At 69.7% G+C, this 19,509-nt stretch carries 19 protein-coding genes and 1 pseudogene; 9 read left to right on the forward strand and 11 right to left on the reverse strand.

What is annotated here, in order from left to right:
* The 5 genes from BLU84_RS20490 to hemB all read left to right on the forward strand — a co-directional run bounded on the left by BLU84_RS20490 (position 1) and on the right by hemB (position 5,636).
* Positions 1 to 1,002, forward strand: coding sequence for a sulfate ABC transporter substrate-binding protein (locus BLU84_RS20490; RefSeq protein ID WP_074871539.1), 1,002 nt, complete (start codon positions 1 to 3; stop codon positions 1,000 to 1,002).
* A 453-nt stretch (positions 1,003 to 1,455) separates the two neighbouring features.
* Positions 1,456 to 2,319, forward strand: a complete 864-nt coding sequence (gene cysT / locus BLU84_RS20495) for a sulfate ABC transporter permease subunit CysT (RefSeq protein WP_074871541.1) — start codon at positions 1,456 to 1,458, stop codon at positions 2,317 to 2,319.
* Complete coding sequence (cysW, locus tag BLU84_RS20500; protein ID WP_074871543.1) at positions 2,312 to 3,169, forward strand: sulfate ABC transporter permease subunit CysW; 858 nt, start codon at positions 2,312 to 2,314, stop codon at positions 3,167 to 3,169. Before cysT ends, cysW begins: the two co-directional genes overlap by 8 nt.
* A gap of 15 nt (positions 3,170 to 3,184) precedes the next feature.
* The gene (locus tag BLU84_RS20505) at positions 3,185 to 4,228 is read left to right on the forward strand and encodes a sulfate/molybdate ABC transporter ATP-binding protein (RefSeq protein WP_074871545.1); all 1,044 of its coding nucleotides are present in this window, start codon (positions 3,185 to 3,187) and stop codon (positions 4,226 to 4,228) included.
* A gap of 415 nt (positions 4,229 to 4,643) precedes the next feature.
* Positions 4,644 to 5,636: a porphobilinogen synthase gene (hemB, locus tag BLU84_RS20510; RefSeq protein ID WP_074871550.1), complete on the forward strand. Its 993-nt coding sequence runs from the start codon at positions 4,644 to 4,646 to the stop codon at positions 5,634 to 5,636.
* A gap of 27 nt (positions 5,637 to 5,663) precedes the next feature.
* Here the strand turns inward: hemB and BLU84_RS28835 are convergent.
* A pseudogene (locus BLU84_RS28835) lies at positions 5,664 to 5,765 on the reverse strand (DUF6053 domain-containing protein); the annotation flags it as partial.
* Positions 5,737 to 6,651 (reverse strand): TolB-like translocation protein, encoded by a 915-nt coding sequence (locus BLU84_RS20515; protein ID WP_074871554.1) that lies wholly within the window; start codon positions 6,649 to 6,651, stop codon positions 5,737 to 5,739. The gene BLU84_RS20515 and the pseudogene BLU84_RS28835, both read right to left, overlap by 29 nt.
* 49 nt (positions 6,652 to 6,700) lie before the next feature.
* Here BLU84_RS20515 and aroE point away from each other — a divergent pair, with 49 nt between their 5' ends.
* From aroE to BLU84_RS20530, 3 genes are all read left to right on the forward strand, one after another.
* Positions 6,701 to 7,570 carry a shikimate dehydrogenase gene (gene aroE / locus BLU84_RS20520; RefSeq protein WP_074871557.1) on the forward strand — a complete coding sequence of 290 codons (870 nt, stop codon included), beginning with the start codon at positions 6,701 to 6,703 and terminating at the stop codon, positions 7,568 to 7,570.
* Positions 7,571 to 7,635: 65 nt separating this feature from the next.
* Complete coding sequence (locus tag BLU84_RS20525; RefSeq protein ID WP_074871560.1) at positions 7,636 to 7,983, forward strand: hypothetical protein; 348 nt, start codon at positions 7,636 to 7,638, stop codon at positions 7,981 to 7,983.
* 10 nt (positions 7,984 to 7,993) lie between these two features.
* Positions 7,994 to 8,248, forward strand: a complete 255-nt coding sequence (locus tag BLU84_RS20530; protein ID WP_034983904.1) for a YkgJ family cysteine cluster protein — start codon at positions 7,994 to 7,996, stop codon at positions 8,246 to 8,248.
* A gap of 16 nt (positions 8,249 to 8,264) precedes the next feature.
* Here BLU84_RS20530 and BLU84_RS20535 read toward each other — a convergent pair whose 3' ends face one another.
* From BLU84_RS20535 to BLU84_RS20545, 3 genes are all read right to left on the reverse strand, one after another.
* Entirely contained in the window at positions 8,265 to 9,356 is a 1,092-nt protein-coding gene (locus BLU84_RS20535; protein ID WP_074871563.1) for an alkene reductase, read from the reverse strand.
* Positions 9,357 to 9,417: 61 nt separating this feature from the next.
* Entirely contained in the window at positions 9,418 to 10,485 is a 1,068-nt protein-coding gene (locus tag BLU84_RS20540) for an L-dopachrome tautomerase-related protein (protein WP_074871567.1), read from the reverse strand.
* An 86-nt stretch (positions 10,486 to 10,571) separates the two neighbouring features.
* On the reverse strand, positions 10,572 to 11,021 hold the full coding sequence (locus tag BLU84_RS20545; protein ID WP_074871569.1) for a VOC family protein: 450 nt from the start codon (positions 11,019 to 11,021) through the stop codon (positions 10,572 to 10,574).
* A gap of 122 nt (positions 11,022 to 11,143) precedes the next feature.
* Between BLU84_RS20545 and BLU84_RS20550 the strand changes: the two genes are divergently transcribed.
* Positions 11,144 to 12,052: a LysR family transcriptional regulator gene (locus BLU84_RS20550; RefSeq protein ID WP_074871575.1), complete on the forward strand. Its 909-nt coding sequence runs from the start codon at positions 11,144 to 11,146 to the stop codon at positions 12,050 to 12,052.
* 90 nt (positions 12,053 to 12,142) lie between these two features.
* Here the strand turns inward: BLU84_RS20550 and BLU84_RS20555 are convergent, their stop codons facing one another.
* From BLU84_RS20555 to BLU84_RS20580, 6 genes are read right to left on the reverse strand one after another with little or no spacing between them, the layout of a single operon-like run.
* Positions 12,143 to 13,363 (reverse strand): MFS transporter, encoded by a 1,221-nt coding sequence (locus BLU84_RS20555; protein ID WP_074871579.1) that lies wholly within the window; start codon positions 13,361 to 13,363, stop codon positions 12,143 to 12,145.
* 8 nt (positions 13,364 to 13,371) lie between these two features.
* A complete protein-coding gene (locus BLU84_RS20560; protein WP_074871581.1) occupies positions 13,372 to 14,211 on the reverse strand; it encodes a Rossmann-like domain-containing protein in 840 nt (279 codons plus the stop codon).
* Between the two features lie 37 nt (positions 14,212 to 14,248).
* The gene (locus BLU84_RS20565) at positions 14,249 to 15,526 is read right to left on the reverse strand and encodes an ATP-grasp domain-containing protein (protein ID WP_074871584.1); all 1,278 of its coding nucleotides are present in this window, start codon (positions 15,524 to 15,526) and stop codon (positions 14,249 to 14,251) included.
* A gap of 25 nt (positions 15,527 to 15,551) precedes the next feature.
* On the reverse strand, positions 15,552 to 16,610 hold the full coding sequence (locus BLU84_RS20570; RefSeq protein WP_074871587.1) for a pyridoxal-phosphate dependent enzyme: 1,059 nt from the start codon (positions 16,608 to 16,610) through the stop codon (positions 15,552 to 15,554).
* Positions 16,607 to 17,548, reverse strand: coding sequence for a GHMP family kinase ATP-binding protein (locus tag BLU84_RS20575; RefSeq protein ID WP_083383000.1), 942 nt, complete (start codon positions 17,546 to 17,548; stop codon positions 16,607 to 16,609). The genes BLU84_RS20570 and BLU84_RS20575 overlap by 4 nt, the downstream gene beginning before the upstream one ends.
* 23 nt (positions 17,549 to 17,571) lie before the next feature.
* Entirely contained in the window at positions 17,572 to 19,509 is a 1,938-nt protein-coding gene (locus tag BLU84_RS20580; RefSeq protein WP_083382954.1) for a TonB-dependent receptor domain-containing protein, read from the reverse strand.

Raw genomic sequence — 19,509 nt, forward strand, 5'->3', positions numbered from 1 at the left:
ATGAAAACCGCATTCCGCTGGGTACTGCTCAGCGTCGCGCTCGCCGCCGGCACCGCCGCGGCCAAGGACGCCGAACTGCTCAACGTCTCCTACGACCCCACGCGCGAGTTCTACGCCGAGGTCAACCAGGTCTTCGCCGCGCAGTGGAAACAGCAGACCGGCGAGACCCTCAACATCCGCACCTCGCACGGCGGCTCGGGCAAGCAGGCGCGCGCCGTGGTCGACGGGCTGGAGGCCGACGTGGTGACGCTGGCGCTCGCCGGCGACATCGACACCGTCGCCAACGCCAAGCAATTGCCGGCCGATTGGCAGAAGCGCCTGCCGCACCAGAGCTCGCCGTATACCTCGACCATCGTGTTCCTGGTGCGCAAGGGCAACCCGAAGGGCATCAAGGACTGGGACGATCTGATCAAGCCCGGCGTCGGCGTGATCACCCCCAATCCCAAGACCTCCGGCGGCGCGCGCTGGAACTATCTGGCGGCCTGGGCCTGGGCGTCGACCAAGTTCCGCGACGGCGACAAAGTCACCGACTACCTGACCCAGCTGTTCAAGAACGTGCCCGTGCTCGATACCGGCGCGCGCGGCTCCACCACCACCTTCGTCGACCGCAAGATCGGCGACGTGCTGATCGCGTGGGAGAACGAGGCGCTGCTGACGCTCGACCAGTCCAACAGCCGCGGCCAGTTCGAGATGGTGGTGCCGAGCCTGAGCATCAAGGCCGAGCCGCCGGTGGCCTGGGTCGACAAGAACGTCGACAAGCACGGCACGCGCAAGCAGGCCGAGGCTTATCTGCGTTTCCTCTACACCCCCGAAGGCCAGCGCCTGGCGGCCAAGCACGGCTACCGCCCGGCCGAGCCGGACAAGGTGCCGGCGGCGGAGCTGGCCAAGTTCCCGGCGATCAAGCAGGTGACCATCGACGGCGCCTTCGGCGGCTGGAAGAAGGCGCAGGCCGCGCATTTCTCCGACGGCGGGTTCTTCGACAAGATCTATCAGCCCAAGTAAGTTCGTAACCGCAGCGTCATCGGGCCGCGGCCGCGCCGGCGTGCGAGAGCCGGCGCGACCGCGGTGTGTTGTTGCGGCGGCGCTGCGTCGTCGTTCCGACGAAGCCCCCACACCGTCATTCCGGCGAAAGCCGGAACCCATTTTGACTTTGCCCTACCCTCGATCCCGGGCCGCAGGAACAACAGCAAAATGGGTTCCGGCTTTCGCCGGAATGACGGCGTGAGGGGGGCGATGCGCTCAGGCCCTGGCCAATCCGGCAATCGAGTCAGCCATCCGCTGCCCGCCCCGAACCCCCACCCCATTCACCGTACGGAACTTCCCGACCATCGCCGACTCAGACCCCATATCGCCATCGCGCACCTCGATACAACCAACGCGCATTTCCACCGGATCGAGCCAACGCGATAGCGTCGCACCCCTGCGTCCCTCAAAACTTCTGCCGCCCACCGCCACATGAGCGAGCAAGCCCTCCCATTGCCGGCCTCCGGTCGCTGGCGCCGTCCCCTGCCCGGTTTCGGGCTGGGCCTCGGCATCGGCCTGACCTGGCTCGGCCTCATCGTGCTGCTGCCGCTGGCGGCGTTGATCCTGCGTTCCGGCGGATTGGGCTGGGCCGGCTGGGCGCGCGCGATTTCCGACTCGCGCGTGATCGCCTCGCTCAAGGTCAGCTTCGGCGCGTCGTTGATCGCCGCGATCGCCGCGCTGCTGTTCGGCGCGCTGATCGCCTGGGTATTGGTGCGCTACCGCTTCCCCGGCCGGCGCCTGATGGACGCGCTGGTCGACCTGCCCTTCGCCCTGCCCACCGCGGTGGCCGGCATCACCTTGGCGGCGATCTACGATGAGAACGGCTGGATCGGGCAACTGGTCAAGCCGTTCGGCATCCAGTTGGTCAACAACTTCACCGGCATCGTCATCGCCCTGATCTTCGTCGGCCTGCCGTTCGCAGTGCGCACGGTGCAACCGGTGCTCGAAGCGCTGGGCCGCGAACAGGAAGAAGCCGCGATCTCGCTCGGCGCCTCGCGCCTGACCACGCTGCGCCGAGTGATCCTGCCCGAACTGCTGCCGGCGCTGCTGACCGGCTTCTCGCTGGCGTTCGCACGCGCGCTGGGCGAATTCGGCTCGGTGATCTTCATCTCCGGCAACCTGCCGTGGAAGACCGAGATCGCGCCGATGCTGATCACCATCCGCCTGGAAGAGGACGGCGGCGTGCCGGCCGCGATCGTGCTGGCGACCTTGCTGCTGCTGATGTCGTTCGCCTGCCTGCTGGCGATCAACGCCGCCTCGACCTTGTTCGCCCACGGGAACCGCCGCGATGGCTGAGCGCGACCACTTGCAGGAACCGGCCTGGGTGCGCTGGACGCTGATCGGCCTGGCCGTGGCGGTGATGCTGCTGGTGGTGGTGCTGCCGCTGTTCGCCCTGCTCGGCGCCGCGTTCGGCAGCGGGCTGAAGGTGTGGTGGGGCGCGGTTGCCGAGGAACACACGGTCGACGCGCTCAAGCTGACCTTGCTGACTGCGGCGATCGTGGTCCCGGTCAACGCCATCTGCGGCGTGTTCGCGGCCTGGGCGCTGACCCGCTTCGAGTTCCGCGGCAAGCGCACGCTGCTGTCGTTGATCGACCTGCCGTTCGCGGTTTCGCCGGTGGTCGCCGGCCTGTGCCTGGTGCTGTTGTTCAGCCCGACCCACGGTTTCTTCCGCGACTTCCTCAACGCCCACGACCTCAAGATCCTGTTCGCCACGCCCGGCATCGTGCTGGCGACCTTGTTCGTGACCTTCCCGTTCGTGGTGCGCGAGCTGATCCCGCTGATGGAGCAGCAAGGCAGCGACGAAGAGCTGGCCGCGCGCTCGCTCGGCGCCAACGCCTGGACCATGTTCTTCAAGGTGACCCTGCCCAACATCAAGTGGGGCCTGCTGTACGGCGTGCTGTTGTGCAGCGCGCGCGCGATGGGCGAGTTCGGCGCGGTGACCGTGGTTTCGGGCAACGTGATGGGCGCCACCAACACCCTGTCGCTGCACGTGGAGGTTCTCTACAAGCAGCTCGGCGGCGAAGCCGCGGCGGCGTTCGCGGCGGCCTCGCTGCTCGCGGGCCTGGCGCTGGTGACCTTGGTGGTGAAACTGTGGCTGGAAACGCGGCACGGCGATGCGCTGGCGCAATCGCACCGGCGGCATTGATCGAACGGATACCCAATGGACCTGCATCTCAAAGCCATCGCCAAGCGTTACGCGAACGTGGCCGCGCTCGACGCGGTCGACCTGGACGTCGCCTCGGGCGAACTGGTCGCGCTGCTGGGCCCGTCGGGCTCGGGCAAGACCACCTTGTTGCGGGTGATCGCCGGCCTGCTGCCGCCGGATTCGGGCCGGCTGCTGTTCGGCCAGAACGACGCCACCCGACTGAGCCTGCGCGAGCGCAACGTCGGCTTCGTGTTCCAGCACTACGCGCTGTTCAAGCACATGACCGTGGCCGAGAACATCGCCTTCGGCCTGCGCAGCCGGCCGCGCGCGCGGCGGCCCGACAAGGCGACGATCGCCAAACGCGTGCAGGAACTGCTCGGCCTGATCCAGCTGCCCGAGCTGGGCGCGCGCTATCCCGAACAATTGTCCGGCGGGCAGAAACAGCGCGTGGCCTTGGCGCGCGCGCTGGCCATCGACCCGACCGTGCTGCTGCTCGACGAACCCTTCGGCGCGCTCGACGCCAAGGTACGCGTCGAACTGCGCCGCTGGCTGCGCCGCCTGCACGACCAGACCGGGCAGACCACCTTGTTCGTCACCCACGACCAGGAAGAAGCGCTGGAGCTGGCCGACCGCGTAGTCGTGCTCAAGGACGGCCGGATCGAGCAGATCGGCACGCCCGACGAGATCTACAGCGCGCCGGCCTCGGCCTATGTGTTCGACTTCATCGGCCGCGCCAACGTCATCGACGGCCAGACCGAGGGCGGCGAGCTGTCCATCGACGGCCACGGCCTGCGCTTGCCGGTAGACGTGCACAGCCGCAGCCGCGCGCGCCTGTACGTGCGCCCGCACGACATGGCCCTGGTCGGCGCCGGCGAAGGCCTGGCCGCGCGGGTGATCTCCTCGCACCGGCTGGCCGAGCGCATCACCCTGGAATTGAACGTGGAAGGCCAGACCCGGCCGCTGGAACTGGACCTGGTGGCGACCCCGGACGCGGTGACGCCGGCCGCGGGCAGCCTGATCCATGTGCGTCCGCTGCGTTACCGCGTCTATTCGGATTGAAGGCCCTCTCCCGCTTGTAGAAGAGGGGTTGAGGTGAGGGCCCACCGCACTCCGACACCCTCACCCCAGCCCTCTCCCGCAAGCGGGAGAGGGAGCATCCGAGCTCGATGCAGCGAACTTTGCCCGCTGCGCCAAAGCCCCTCTCCCGCTTGCGGGAGAGGGGTTGGGGTGAGGGCCCGCCGCGCCTCGACACCCTCGCCCTGGCCCATATTCCGGCCCGAACGCAGAGCGTTCATGCGTTCGGTGCTGCGCGAGCCTGTGGCTCGCAAGCGCAGCCCCTCACCCCACAAGCGGGAGAGGGAGCACGCCGGGCCCGACGCACCAACTTGCCGACCGAGGCAGAACGCTGCATCCCCATCCCTGTGCGACCCACGGCCGCAGGCCCCCGCCGCGCGCGGGAGTAGACTATGCCGCCATGAGCTACCCCTACACCCGCCCGCGGCGGATGCGCCGCGATGAGTTCTCGCGCAGGCTGATGCGCGAGACCGTCCTCACCGCGAACGACCTGATCTACCCGGTCTTCGTCCACGAACTCGACGGCCGCGCCCCGGTCGGCTCGATGCCCGGCATCGAACGCCTGTCGATCGACGAACTGCTGCGCGTGGCCGAGCGCGCCAGCGAGCTGCGCGTGCCGGCGCTGGCGCTGTTCCCGGTCACCGCGCCGGAGGCCAAGTCGCTCACCGCCGAAGCCGCATGGCAGGACGACGGCCTGTGCCAACGCGCAGTGCGCGCGCTCAAGCAGCGCTTCCCCGAACTGGGCGTGATCACCGATGTCGCGCTCGACCCGTACACCACCCACGGCCAGGACGGCCTGATCGACGACAGCGGCTACGTCATGAACGACGAGACCGTCGAAGCGCTGGTCAAGCAGGCGCTGTCGCACGCCGCCGCCGGCGCCGACGTCGTCGCGCCCAGCGACATGATGGACGGCCGCATCGGCCAGATCCGCGCCGAGCTGGAAAGCGAAGGCCACATCCACACCCGAATCCTGGCCTACAGCGCCAAGTACGCCTCCAGCTTCTACGGCCCGTTCCGCGACGCGGTGGGCTCGGCCGGCGCGCTGGGCAAGGGCAACAAGTACACCTACCAGATGGACCCGGCCAACAGCGACGAAGCGATGCGCGAGATCGCGCTCGACCTCGACGAAGGCGCCGACATGATCATGATCAAGCCGGGCCTGCCGTACCTGGACATCGTGCGCCGGGCCAAGGACGAATTCGGCGCGCCGACGTTCGTGTATCAAGTCAGCGGCGAGTACGCGATGCTGCGCGCCGCAATCCAGAACGGCTGGCTCGACGAACGCGGCTGCGTGCTGGAGTCGCTGACCTCGATCAAGCGCGCCGGCGCCGACGGAGTGCTGACCTACTTCGCATTGGATGCGGCGCAGTGGATGCGCGAGGCGAACTGAAGCCCGCCCTTTAAGTGTGGGAGGGCCTTCAGGCCCGACGCTCTTGTTCCCGATCGCCGCGATCCGAACGAAGAGCGTCGGGCCTGAAGGCCCTCCCACATCATTTCGCCGCGCCGCCCACGCACCCATCCTTGCCCGTCGCCGCCGGCGCCGCCATCCGATAGATATCCTGCCGCCCCGCCTTCGGCGCCTTGGCGGTGCCGTTGAGCAGCAACTCGGTCGGCTTGTTCCAGTCCAGCGTCGGCCCGAAGGTGAAGTTCTCTTCGGTGTTGAACGACAGCTTCAGCGCAACCGCATCGCCATAGCGCTGGCCATCGCATTGCGCGACGAACAGGCGGAACGGTTTGTCGCCGTCCACGCTCTGCGAGCGGGTGAATACGATCGCGCGGCCGTCGCCGAGCCAGGCGGCGTCGAATTCATCGGCGGCGGTGTTGACGCCCGGGACCGGGCGCGGGTCGACGAAGGCCTTGCCGTCCCAGCGCGCGATCCATAAATCCTGGCCGCCGGCGCCGCCGCGGCCGTCGCTGGCGAACATCAGGTGGCGGCCGTCGCGGCTCAGCGTCGGCGCCCATTCGCGGCCGGCGGTGTTGACGCCGGGGCCGAGGTTTTCGGCCGGGCCCAAGCTGCCGTCGGGCCGCACCGCGGCGCGGTACAGATCGTCCTTGCCCTGGCCGCCGGGGCGGTCGGAGAAGAACAACAGCCAGCGGCCGTCGGCGCTGAAGTGCGGATCGAAGTCGGTGGCGGCGGTATTCAGCGCCAGCGGCTCGGGGTTCTGCCAGCGGCCGTCGACCAAGGTGGCTTGCCACAGGTCGCGCCCGCCCGCGCCGCCGGGACGGTCGCTGCCCCAGACGATGCGCCGTCCGTCGGGACTCACGCTCGCGCGCACTTCGCTGTGCGCGGTCGAGACCACGCCCATGCCTTCTATGCCGTATTCGTTCAGGGCCGCAGCGGGCGGGCTGGCTACGGCGCAGACGAGGAGTACACTCGGAATCCACCAGACCCTGGCGTGGCGCATGCGCGTCTTGCTCCCATCGGAAGAGTCACCAGTCTAACGAGGCGCGCCCATGTCGATCGATTCCAGTTCGTCCAGCCCGGTCCTGCGCTATGCGGTGTTCGGCCATCCGGTCGCGCACTCGCTGTCGCCGCGCATCCACGCGGCCTTCGCGCGCCAGTTCGGGATCTCGCTGGAATACGTGGCGATCGACGCCGCGCCCGAGCGCTTCGACGTGGCCCTGGCCGAGTTCGCTGCCGAGGGCGGCCTCGGCGCCAACATCACCCTGCCGCTGAAGACCCGCGCGGCGAGCATCTGCACCCATCTGAGCGAGCGCGCCCGCCGCGCCGGCGCGGTCAACACCCTGATCCGCAGCGCGACCGGCTGGGAAGGCGACAACACCGACGGCGTCGGCCTGATCCGCGACCTCACCGAGCGCCACGGCCTGGACCTGCGCGAACGCCGCACCCTGCTGATCGGCGCCGGCGGCGCCGCGCGCGGCGTGGCGCCGGCGCTGCTCGATGCCGGCATCGGCGACCTGTACATCGTCAACCGCACCGGCGAACGCGCCGACGCGCTGGCCGACACGCTCGGCCAGCCGGGCCGCGTGCATCCGCGTTATCTCGCCGATGTCGGCAACCTCGGCAACTTCGATCTGATCGTCAACGCCACCTCGGCCGCGCGCGAACACGAATTCCCGAGCCTGCCGATGAGCCTGGCCACGCCGCGCACCGCGGCGGTGGACTTGAGCTACGGCGAAGCGGCGATCCCATTCCTGGCCTGGGCCAAGGTCGCCGGCGCGCACGACCGCCACGACGGCCTGGGCATGCTGGTCGAACAGGCCGCGGAAAGTTTCGAGCGCTGGCATCGCCGCCGCGCCGACACCGATCCGGTCTACGACCTGCTGCGTCAGGGCGCGGGCACCCTGGTGACCGCGGACTAAAGTCCTCTCGCATCCGACGATTTTCCCGCGCGCGCCGACGCGCGCGTACCGGCAAGGAGCCGCGCATGACGTTCGAAGACTGGCTGCCCGCACTGGGCGCGCAAGCGGCGATGATGACGCCGAACCTGATCGCCTGCGCCATCGGCCTGGTGCTGTGCCTGTCGTGGAGGCGCCGTATCGGCGTCGGCGCGGTCTATGCGGTGGCCGCGTTTTCCCTGGAGATCGTCGGCATGCTGCTGGGGCTGGCGGGACAAGCCTGGATGTACAAGAGCCTGGCTTCCGGCATGCCGGCCAGTTCGGCTGGCCTGTTCCATTCCGTGATCGGCGGCGTCCACATCGTGCTGTCGCTGACCGCCACCGGCCTGCTGATCGCCGCCGTGCTGGCCAAGCGGCCGGCGCCGCCGCAGGCCTGAGCGCACGGCGATGCGCTGCCGCGACCGCTGCGGCGCCTGCTGCATCGCCCCTTCGATCGCCTCGCCGATTCCCGGCATGCCGCACGGCAAGCCGGCCGGCATTCCCTGCGTGCAACTCGACGATGAACTGCGCTGCCGTTTGTTCGGAAAACCCGAGCGGCCGCGCTTTTGCGCCTCGCTGCAGCCGCAAGCCGAGATGTGCGGCGACTCGCGCGAAGACGCACTGGCGACGCTGATGGCGCTGGAGCGCGCCACCGCGCCGTAGCCGCGCGCTTGCGCAGTTATCCGGCGTAGGTCGGATACGTTGTGTAGCCGCGCTCGTCGCCACCGAACAAGGTCGCCGGGTCGAACGCCGCCAGCGGCCAATCGTGCGCATAGCGCTGCGGCAGGTCCGGATTGGCGATGAACGGCCGCCCGAACGCGACCAGATCGGCCAAACCTTGCCCCAGGATGCGCTCGCCGCGCTCGCGGTCGTAGCGGCCGGCGACGATCAGCGCGCCGGAGTAGATCGCGCGCAGCTCATGCCGGAAGGAATCGGGCACGTGCGGCGCATCGTCCCAATCGGCTTCCGACAGATGCAGATAAGCCACGCCAATGGCCTGCAGGCGCCGCGCCGCTTCCAGGATCGCCGGAATGATCTGCGGGCAGTTCATGTTGCGCGCGGTGATGTACGGCGCAAGACGGATGCCGGTGCGCTGCGCGCCGACCTCGGCGGCGACCGCGCGCGTCACCTCGTCGAGAAAGCGCACCCGGTTGGCGATGGAGCCGCCGTACTCGTCCTCGCGCACGTTCGAGGTGGTGCGCAGGAACTGGTCGATCAAATAGCCGTTGGCGCCGTGGATCTCGACGCCGTCGAAGCCGGCGGCGATGGCGTTGGCGGCGCCGCGGCGGAACTGCTCGACGACGCCTGCGATCTCCTCGCGCCGCAGCGCGCGCGGCAGCGGGCAATCGACCATCGCGCCGACGCCGTCGCGCACGATCCACACCTGCGCGTCCGGCGACAACGCCGAAGGCGCCACCGGCGGCTCGCCGTCGTGGAAGCTCGCATGCGACATCCGGCCCACATGCCACAGCTGCAGAAAGATGCGGCCGCCCGCGGCGTGCACCGCGTCGGTGACCTGCCGCCAACCGTCGATCTGCGCCGGGCTGTGGATGCCGGGCGTGAAGCTGTAGCCCTGCCCTTGCGGCGACACCTGGGTGGCCTCGCTGACGATCAGGCCGGCACCGGCGCGCTGGGCGTAGTAACGCGCCATCGCCGCCGTCGGCACGTTGCCGGGCTGGGCGCTGCGCGCGCGGGTCATCGGCGACATCACCATGCGGTTGGGCAGCCGCAGCGGGCCCAGCGGCATGGGTTCGAACAAGGCGTGGCTCATGGCGTTCCTCGAGCGGAAGATCGAATGCGGGAGCGATCGGAAGATCGGCGGCGGCGCGCGCTCAGCGCGCACGGAAGCGGTAGAGGTAGTACGGCGGCTTGCCGCCGTCGGCGCCGCCGGTGAAGGCCGGGGTGCGGTCGAGCTGATTGACCGACATATAGACCCAGCCGTCGCCGCCGAGCGCGAGGTTGTCCGGCCATTGCAGGCGCGGATCGCGCAGCGCGTCGCGCAGCTTGCCGTCGCGGCCCAGGCGCACGATGGCGTGGCGTTGCAGGTCGGTGAACCAGTGCGTGCCATCGGCGCCGGTGGCGACGCCGTCGCTGATCGGCTTCGGCCCGGCCGGCGCGATCGCCGCAGCGATGGCCGCATCGTCGGCGCCTTCGCGCAGCAACCGCGCCGGCAGGCGGTACCAGGTGGTGCCGTTCATCGCGCCGAAGTACAGCGTCTCGCGGTCGGCCGACAAGGTGATCGGGTTGATGCCCACGCGCGCCGGCTTGCCGCCGAAGTTCACCACCCGGCCGTCGATCTTCATATCCACGTCTTCGGCCTGCAGCGCGGCGTGGCCGCCGAAGCGGCGCGCGGCGCCGCTGTCGAGATTCAGCGCGATGATGCCGGGGTTGGCGATGTCGGCCAGATACGCCCAGCCGTGCGTCTCGTCGATGGCGAAGTCCTGGACGAAGCTGCCCTTGGGCGCGATATCGGCCGGCAGTTCGTATTTGCGCGCGAGTTTGTTGGTCTTGAGATCGAACGACCACAACCGGGTCTTGCCGAGCTTGAGCCCCATGTCGATCACCCACAGCCGGCCCTTGCGGTCGACGCTGATGCCCAACGGCGTGTCGAGCGTGGCATCCGTCGCCGCAGCGCCGCCGTTCTGCACGCTCATGTCCGGATACGGCCGCAGCTTGCCGTCCACCGCTTCGGCCAGCTGCAGGCGGGTATCGCCGAGCGGGTGGAAGGTCGCGAACACGCGGCCGTCGGCCGCGACGGCGACGTTGCCGGGACGCACGTCGGAGACGGCGACCACTTGCAGGCGTTTGTCTTGCTTCAGGGCCTCGGCGGCATGCGCGGCGGTGCCGGCGACGCAAAGCGACACGGCTGCGGCGAGCAGCGCGCGGGACAGGGATTTCATCGGGATGGTCCTTTTTTCGAAGAAGGCGCCGTCGTAGCGGCGCGCGTGAAAGTGGATGGCGAGGAAGTGGATGAAGCCGAAGCGGATCAGGCGCCGCGGCGAGCCAGGCGGCTGCGGTAAACGCCGTCGCCGGCATAGGCGGCATCGGCCGGCGCATCGAGTTCGATCACCAGCCCGCCCGGCAGCGGCACGAACACCTGCACCTCGCCCTGCTCGGGCACCACCGCGATCTCGTGCGCGAGGCCGGCGGCGCGCACGCGCTCGATCAGCGCCGCGGCGGGCTGATCGGTGCGGAAGGCGATATGACCCAGGCGCGGCTGCGAGTCTTGCGACGACGAGGGTTGCACCAGATGCAACCAGGCCTCATCGCCGCGATACAGCCATTGCCCGGGAAACGGAAACGGCGGCCGATAGCCCGGACGCAGCCCCATCACGCCGCCGAACAGGCGCGCCAGCGCGGCATCGTCGGCGCGGCCGCGCAGATTGAGGTGATCGAAGCGCCAATGCGGCGCACAGGTGAGGTCGGTGGCGCTCATGGCCGGTTCCGAAGGGCGACGGCATCAGGCTGACGCCTTGCCGGCGCGGCGAAAACCGGGCATAAGCCGGTTCTGTTTCAATAGACCTTTGAAAATAGACCTTCGAACCTGGGGCGCCGAACATGAAGGCCTTCGCCGATCTCGTCCTGTTCGTGCGCGCCGCCGACGCCGGCAGCCTGTCGGCCGCGGCGCGCGCGCTCGACATCAGCCCGGCCGCGGCCAGCGCCACGCTCAAGCGGCTGGAGGCGGAACTGCACGCGCAGCTGTTCGTGCGCTCCACTCGCAGCCTGCGGCTTACTTCCGAGGGCGAACGCTTCCTGCAGCACGCGCGCGAAGCGCTGCGCGCCATCGACGAGGGCGAGCAGGCGCTGCGCGGCGATCAGGCGGTGCTGCGCGGCAGCCTGCAATTGTCGATGCCGTCCGATCTCGGCCGCAGCCTGGTGTTGCCGTGGCTGGACGGGTTTCTCGCAGCGCATCCGCAAGTGCAACTGCGCGCCAACCTGTCCGACCACTTCGCCGACGTCTACCGCCAGCCGGTGGACGTGGCGCTGCGCTACGGCCCGCCGCCGGACTCGAGCCTGATCGCGCTGCCGCTGCGCGCCGACAACCGCCGCGTGCTGTGCGCCTCGCCGGATTATCTGCGCCGCCACGGCGAACCGGCCGATCCGCAGGAACTGGCCGAACGCAATTGCCTGCGCATGCTGATCCGCGGCGAAACCCAAGACCGCTGGCGGCTGACCCGCGGCGACGACGTGCGCGACCTGCGCGTGCGCGGCGACCGGGTCAGCGACGACGGCCACGCGGTCAAGCGCTGGGCGCTGGCCGGGCACGGCATCGCCTTCAAGTCGTGGCTGGACGTGTCGCAGGAAGTGCTGGCCGGGCAGTTGCGTGTGCTGTGTCGCGACTGGCGCGGCGAACCGGCGCCGCTGAACCTGGTCTGCCCCGACCGGCGCCTGCTGAGCCCTCTGGTGCAGCGGCTGCGCGAATTCCTGCGCGAGCGTTTCGAAGCGATCGCGCCGCCGCCCGAGTGATCCGGCGAAACAACGGACGAAAAAAAGCCCTCTCCTTTGCCGGAGTCCGGGAGAGGGCAACTAAAGCGACGGGGAAGGGAAAGCTGTGCGCTAGGCGGGCGCCGCTTGCCGGCGCAGGGCGAGATGCAGGCCGAGCGCGCTGAGCAGCCCGACCGCGCAGAACGTCGCCCACGGCAGCCACGGCCGCGCGCCGGACGCGGCCGCGTCCATCAGCCAACCGCCGGCGATGTTGCCCAGGCCGCCGCCGACGGCGAGGCTCAGCGAGCTCACGCCGAGGAAGGTGCCGAGCGCGCGCGCGTCGGCGAGCCCGGCGATCAGGGTTTGCTGGGTCGGACGGGTCAGCACCGCGCCGACCGCATAGCCGGCGACGCAGGCGAGCAATTGCGGGTACGTCGCGGCCCAGGCGATCGCGCCGGTCGACAGCGCCATCAGCGTCACGCCGAGCACCAGCAACTGCGCCGCGCTCAACCAGCGATCAAGCCAGCGCACCAGCCCGTACTGCAACGCGACGGTGATGCCGGCGCTGAGCGCGAACATCGCGCCGACTCCGTCGACGCTGCCGGCCAGCGCCTGCGCCAGCAGCGGGAAGCTGATGTTGATCTGCACCGCCAGGAACCAATACAGCATCAGCCAGCCGACCAGCGCCAGAAAGTCGCGGTTGCGCCGCACCAGCCCCAGGCCGTGGCGCAGCGGCGGCGGTTGCGGCGGCATCTCGAACGTCGGCAGCAGCTTCAGCGCGATGACGAAGTTCAGCGCGAAGCACGCCGCCGCGGCCAGGCACACGACGCGGAAATCGAAACGCAGCAGGGCCACGCCGAGCAGCGGCCCGAGCGTGGTCGCCACGCCGCTGACCCAGTTGCTGATCGCGTAATAGCGCGGCCGGGTCTGCGCGTCGGTGAGCGCGGCGATGCTGGCCTGATACGGCGCTTCGAACATCGCCCCGCCCAGCGCCGACAGCGCCATCGCCGCCAGCAGCAGCGGCAGATCGTCGGCGAAGGCGAGGCTGGCGAAACCGGCCGCGCGCAGCAGCACGCCCAGGCAGATCATGCGCCGCGCGCCGAAGCGGTCGGACAGCATGCCGCCGAGCAGGGCCAAACCCTGCTGCAACAACTGCCGCACCGCCAACGCCAGACCGACCGCGGCGGCGGCCATGCCCAGGCTGTCGACGTAATGCACCGCCACCAGCGGCATCAGCATGGCGAAGCCGGCCACCATGAAGAAGGTGTAGACCAGCAACCCGGCGAGCGCGCGCTTGCGCGCGGCTTCGTCGAGGTCGGGCAATCCGGCGGCGGGTGCGGCGGAGGCGTTCATGCGCTGGCTCAGGCGGCCTCGCGCGCGCCGATGCGTTCGGCCCGATACAGATGGATCGGCGTGGGATCGGCGCTGAACTGCGAGAACGGAAACGGTTCGGCCGACACCGCGGCGACGCCGTGGCCGAGGAAGCGCGGCACGATCGCGCTGCCGGTTTGCGCGTACACCACCAGGCCGATGCCGCGCTCGCGCGCGACCTCGACGATGCGGTCGAACGATCCGTTGCTCAAGGTCATGCCGGTGGCGATGACCAAGTCGGCCTGCGCCAGCACCACTTCCATATCGGCGATGACCTCGGTGCCGTCGGCGGTGCGGCGCAGATTGAAATCGCAGGGCAGGCAGGTGCCGCCGCGCGCCTGGATCGCTTCGACCAGCGGATTGACCACGCCGATCAGGCCCACGCGCATGCCCGGCCGAATGTCGAGCAAGCCGGCGATGGCGGCGTCGCGCGCCTTGGCCCGCTCCAGCGGCGTGCCGTGCGGCAGCAGCAGAGTCTGCGCCTGCGCTTGTTCCCGATGCGGATAGGCCAGGGCCAGGTAGGCGTCGAGCGCGGCCACGCGCACCGGCGTGCGCTCGTCGCGCAACAGCTCGGCCAGGCTGCGGCCGGACAAGTCCTCGGCGATGGCCGACTCGAGCTGGTCGCGCTCCAGGCAGCAACCGCCGAACGCGGATTCAGCGCGCAGCACCAAGTAGTAATTGCGGTACTTGGTGTCGGTGCCCGGGAACTGGGTGCTCTGGCGGACCCAGAACGCGCCGACCGCGTGCAGTTGCGCAGGATCGGGGCCATGGGCGCCGCGCAGGACGGCTTCGGTGAGGTCGGCGACGGTATGGGGAACGGGCGGATTCATGCGCGGCTCGTGAAGTAAGCGGAAAAGGACGCCGCGATCAGGCGGCGGGAGCGACGGTTTCGTCGGCGTAACGCAAGCGCAGCCCGGCCACGGCGCGCTCGGCGTGGGCGCGCGCGTCCAGGCCGTGCGCATCGGTGGCGATCACGTGGCCGAGATAGCAGGCGTTGTCGATCGGCGCCGACACGTCGGTGTCGGCCACCGCGGCCAAACTCCAGCGCGCGATGTTCGGATCGGCGTCGAGGGCATCGGCGCCGTCGAGCGCGAGCGCGCGACCGGCGCGCACCGGCACCACGAATTTGATCGCCGCGCTGGCCACGCCGGTGTCGCGGCGCTGCAGGTCCGGTTCGCGGCCCAGCGCCAGTTCGATCTGCGCGTCGAGCAGGTCGATGCCGGTGGCGCGCTGGATCAGCTCGGCGATGTAGTTGCCGCCGGGACGCGGATTGATCTCGACGATGCGCGGGCCCTTCGAAGTCAGCTTGACCTCGGTATGGCTGAGCCCGTGATCGTGGCCGACCGCGGCCAGCGCGCCGCGCACCAGCGCTTCGACCTGCTGCGCCAGTTGCGGATCGAGCCGCGCCGGGAACATGTGGCCGTCCTCGATGAAATAGGGAAAGCCGGTGAGGCTCTTGTCGGTGATGCCGATCACCGTGGTGCTGCCGCGGTAAGTGCAGGCCTCGACGCTGACCTCTTCGCCGTCCATGAACTCTTCCAGCAGCAGCAGCGGCACCCGCGCCTGCTCGCGGAAGTTGCGCGGGAACGCGGCCAGCGCGTCGAAGGACTCGCGCAGCTGCGCTTCATCGCGCACCAGCTTGACGAAGGCGCTGGATGCCAGGTCGGTGGGCTTGACCACCAGCGGATAGCCGATGCGCGCCGCTTCCTCGCGCACCTGCTCCCATTCGCCGGCCACGGCGAACTTCGGGTTGGGCAGGAACGCGCGTTCGATCGCCTCGCGCACCAAGTCCTTGCGCCGCTCCATCACTACGTTGTCGGAGAACGCTTGCGGCAGGTTCAGCGCCTGCGCCACTTCGGCCACGGTGCCGATGTAGTAGTCGCAGATCGTCACCACGCCGTCGAACTCCAGCACCTCGTGCTGGGCGCGCAGGAACTCGACCAGCGCGGTCACGTCGTTGGTATCGAAGCTCAGCACATTCTCGGCATGCTCGATCACCGGATGGATCTCGCGCGAACGCGGATCCTGGTAGTGGCCGCGGTTGCGGGTGACGAAGGTGTAGCGGTGGCCGAGCCGGGCGATCGCCGGCGGGAAAATCCGGCCGGTGCCGCCGACCCAGCTTTCGATCATCAACAAATGCGCCATGGGGCGAAGCTCCGTGGAAAGGGATTCAGTGCGCGGCCGCGGGCTGCGCCGCGGCTGCGGAAACGGGAGAAAGCGCCGGCTCGAACGCGGCGCGGTTCCAGCGCATCGCCGACCACGGCAGGCGCAACTGGTCCAGCCGCTCCACCGGCGCCGGTTGTAGATCGTCCAGCGCCAGCGCTTCGTCGAAGCGCGCGAACACGCCGTCGACGTAGCGGTGGCCGGTGTCGGCGGCGAGGAACACCACGTTGCGTTCGGGATGCAGCCGCGCTTCGCGCTGCGCGACCAGATAGCAGCAGCCGCTGGACAGGCCGGCGAACAGCGCATGCTCGCGCAGCAGCGCCACCGCGCCGGACAGGCCGTAATCGAACGAGACCCAGTGCACCTGGTCGTACAGCGCGTGGCGCACGTTGCGGAACGGGATCGAGCTGCCGATGCCGGCGATGATGATGCCGGGGTCTTCGATGTGTTCGCAGCCGAAGGTCATGCTGCCGAACGGCTGCACGCCGATCAGCTCGACCTCGCCTGCACGCTCGCGCAGCGCGCGGGCCAGCCCGCCGGTGGAGCAGCCCGACCCGACGCCGCCGATCAGGCTCAACGGCGCGCCGCGCACGCCGTCGGCGATCAGTTCGGCGACCGGCTCATAACCGCAGTAATGGATCTCGTCGTGGTACTGCTGCATCCAGTGCAGTTCCGGATCGGCCGCCATCAGCTCGCGGATGCGCGCCACCCGCAGGCTCTGGTCGAGCTTGAGCGTGGCCTGCGGTTCGACCTGCTCGACCGTGGCGCCGAGGATGCGCAGCTGCACCATCAAGGTCTTGTCCACGGTCTTGGAACCGACGATGCGGCAGTTGAGCCCGTACTTGTGGCAGGCCAGCGCCAGCGCATAGGCGTAGATGCCGCTGGAGCTGTCCATCAGCGTCGCGCCAGGGCGGATGCGACCGCTGGCGAGCAGGCGTTCGACCGCGACCAGGGTCGAGTAGACCTTCATCGTCTCGAACCGCGCCACATACAGGTTCGGCCCCAGCCGGACCAGGTCGGGCGCCTTGATCGCATCGGCGATGTGGGCGTGCACGGCCGCGCTCATGGCCCGGCCTCGATCATCCGGCATTGCCGGCCGAGCCCGGCGAAGAACGCCGACAGCTCGCCCAGCCGCATCGGCTCCGGCCGTTGCGCGAACAGATAGCCGATCAGGCTGCCGGTGTGCGCGACCACCACGCCGTCGGCGCCGAGTTCTCGGCGATGGCGCAGCATCATGTCCAGGTGCGGCTTCGGCGTCACCCACTGCGCCAGCTGCGCGCTGCGCGTGGCGACTTCGCAGATCGCCGCCGCATCGCCGCGTTCGAACGCCTCCAGCGCCAGCTCCAGATGCACGCGATAGGAAGACTGGTGGCGGTGGTAATGCTGCAGCAAGGGCTCGGCCAGCTTTTCGGTTTCCACCGTGCCGCCTTCATCGATGTAACAGGCGTGCAGGCGCGGCGCCGGGCCGAATTCGCGCAGCACGCGCTGGCGCCCGCTGAGATACAGCGCGTAGCGGTCGAGAAACACGCTGTCGGAGCGCTCGATGCCGCGCAGCAGCTCGGTCAGCGCGTCCAGGGGCGTGTGCAGCGCGAACACTCGGTCCAGGCAGCGCACGGTCGCGACCACGTCGGCGGTGGAACTCGCCATGCCCTTGCCGACCGGCAATTCGCTGTCGTGGCTGAAGCGCCCCGGCGGCAGCGATTTGCCGTGCAGGCGCAGATACGCCTCGATCGCGCGCCGGCACTTGTCCTTGCCGTCGAGATCGCGCTCGAGATCGCCGTCCTCGCCCGGCAGGAAATGCATCCAACTGTAGCGCCGCACCGGCAGCGAGATCAGGCCGATGTGCAGTTCGCCGTCGTGCTCGCACGGCCCCTGCCACAACTCGCCCAAGGTGCCGTGGCACACGCCGCTGTAAGCCGCGCGCAACGCGCTTTGCGGCGCCAGCGCGGCCGCGCCCGCGGGTTCGCGGCGCGGAACATCCTTCGATTCGTACCGTTGCAACATGCGCATCTCCCCGAGCGCGACGATCAACCGTCGAAATCCACCGTCAGCTGCGCCACGTAGCGGCGCCCGTCGATGAGGCCGAAACTGTTGTTGCCGTAGATGTTCCAGGTGAAGGTGTCGCCGACGTTCGCCACCAGCAGGCGCAAGCTCGCCGGTGCATCGCCGAGGCGGAAGCGGTAGCGCGCGCCCACATCGACCAGCGCATAGGCCGGCACCACGTTGCGGCCGTCGCGCGAGGCCACGCGCTCGCCGTAGCGGCTCATCGAGGCGTCGAACGACCAGCCCGGCAGCATCGGCGGGCGATACTCGACATCGGCGCGCAGCATCTGCTCGGTCTGGCCGATCGGCCGGTCGCCGACCCGGCCCAGCCGCACCGCTTCGCCGTTGACCCGCGGCCGCATCAGCACCGCGCCGGCCACCAAGGTCCAGTTGTCGGCGGGCTTGCCGCTCAGGCTCAGCTCGACGCCGCGATGGCGCACCTCGGCCAGCGGCCCGAACACGTTGTTCTCGTCGGTGGCGAAATACGGCTTGCGCACGTCGAACGCGCCGGCTACCAGTTTCAGATCGTCGCCGAGCTTCCAACGCAGCCCCGCATCGGTCTGGCGGGTGCGGATCGCCGGCAGCGCCTGGTTGCGGTTGGCCGCGTCGTCCGGCGCGATGCCGCTCTCTTCCAGTCCGCGCGTGTGGCCGGCGTACAGCGCCAGACGCGGGCTCAGCTGCAGCGACACGCTGGCGCTGGGCAGCCACGGATCGTCGCGGCTCAGCGCCGGCGCCGCGCCGGGTTGCAGGATGCGCTTGCGGTACTGGCTGCGCTGGATGCCGAGGTTCCACTCGCCGACCTCGCGCCAACGGCCTTCGTAAGCCAGTCCTGCGGTCCATTGTTCGACCCGGTCGTGGGTGCGTTCGCCGAACTCGAACGCCTCCGGCCGCGGCTGCGGCCGCGGTTCGCCCAGCGGCCGCCAGCCGTAATCGATCGCCGGCGCCGAGCCGCCGTATTCGCTGTCCACGCCGCGCCCGCGCACCGCCGCGTGCAGCACGTGCAGACGCGGGCCTTCGCGGAAACTGCGGCTCAGCCGCAGCTCGCCGCTGGTGGAGGCGTAACGCTGACGCGGGTCGGCGACCACGCGCTCGCGGGTCAGCCCCTCGCGCGTGGTGTCGGTGAACAGCTCGGCGAAACCCTGCGGCTGGTTGTTGATCGAACGCACCACGCCGCCGGCGAAGGCCCAGTCCGCGCCGATGCGCGCCTTGGCCAGCACGCCGAAATTGCGGCTGTCGTATTCGTTGTCGCTCCAGCTCTGGCCGAAGTGGCGGCGACGCTCGATCTTCGGCGGCCGGTAAGGACCGGCAGTGAGGATGGTCGGCGCCACTTCCTCGTCGCGGCCGCGCGAGATGCTCCAGAACGGCAGGATCTCGACGTTCTCGCTCGGCCGCCAGCGCGGCACGAAGCCGGCGCGCACGTAGCGCGCGTCGGCGCCGTCGTAATACTCCTCGCGCGCCAGCGCCAGGCTGGCGGCAATGCCCAGTCGGCCTTCGATGAGCGGCAGGCGCGCGTCCAACTCCAGCGCCGGCGCGCCATAGGCGTTGAGCGCGCCGAGCACGCTGAGCACGCGCTCGTCGCCGGCTTTCTTCAAGCGGTAATCGACGATGCCGGTCGGCGCCGGGAACGGATAGTTCAGCGCCGACGGGCCGACCCGGATCGTCGAGCCTTCCACCAGCGCCGGCGGCACCGTGCCCTGGCGGTCGAAATAGACGCCGTCCATGCGCACGTTGCCGGCGTCCACCGGCGAGAAGCCGCGCACCTGCTTGGCGCTGTACAGGCCGATGGTCTCGTTGCCGAGCGTCGCGCCGAACGCGTCCTCGGCCGCGGTCACCGCGTTGTCGCCGACGCGCTGCGCCGGCGCGGCCGCCGCGTACAGCAGTAGGGCCGCGCCCAGGCGGTATGCGGATGCGTTCGCGCGCAT

The organism is Lysobacter enzymogenes (assembly GCF_900106525.1).
Lineage (GTDB): Bacteria > Pseudomonadota > Gammaproteobacteria > Xanthomonadales > Xanthomonadaceae > Lysobacter > Lysobacter enzymogenes.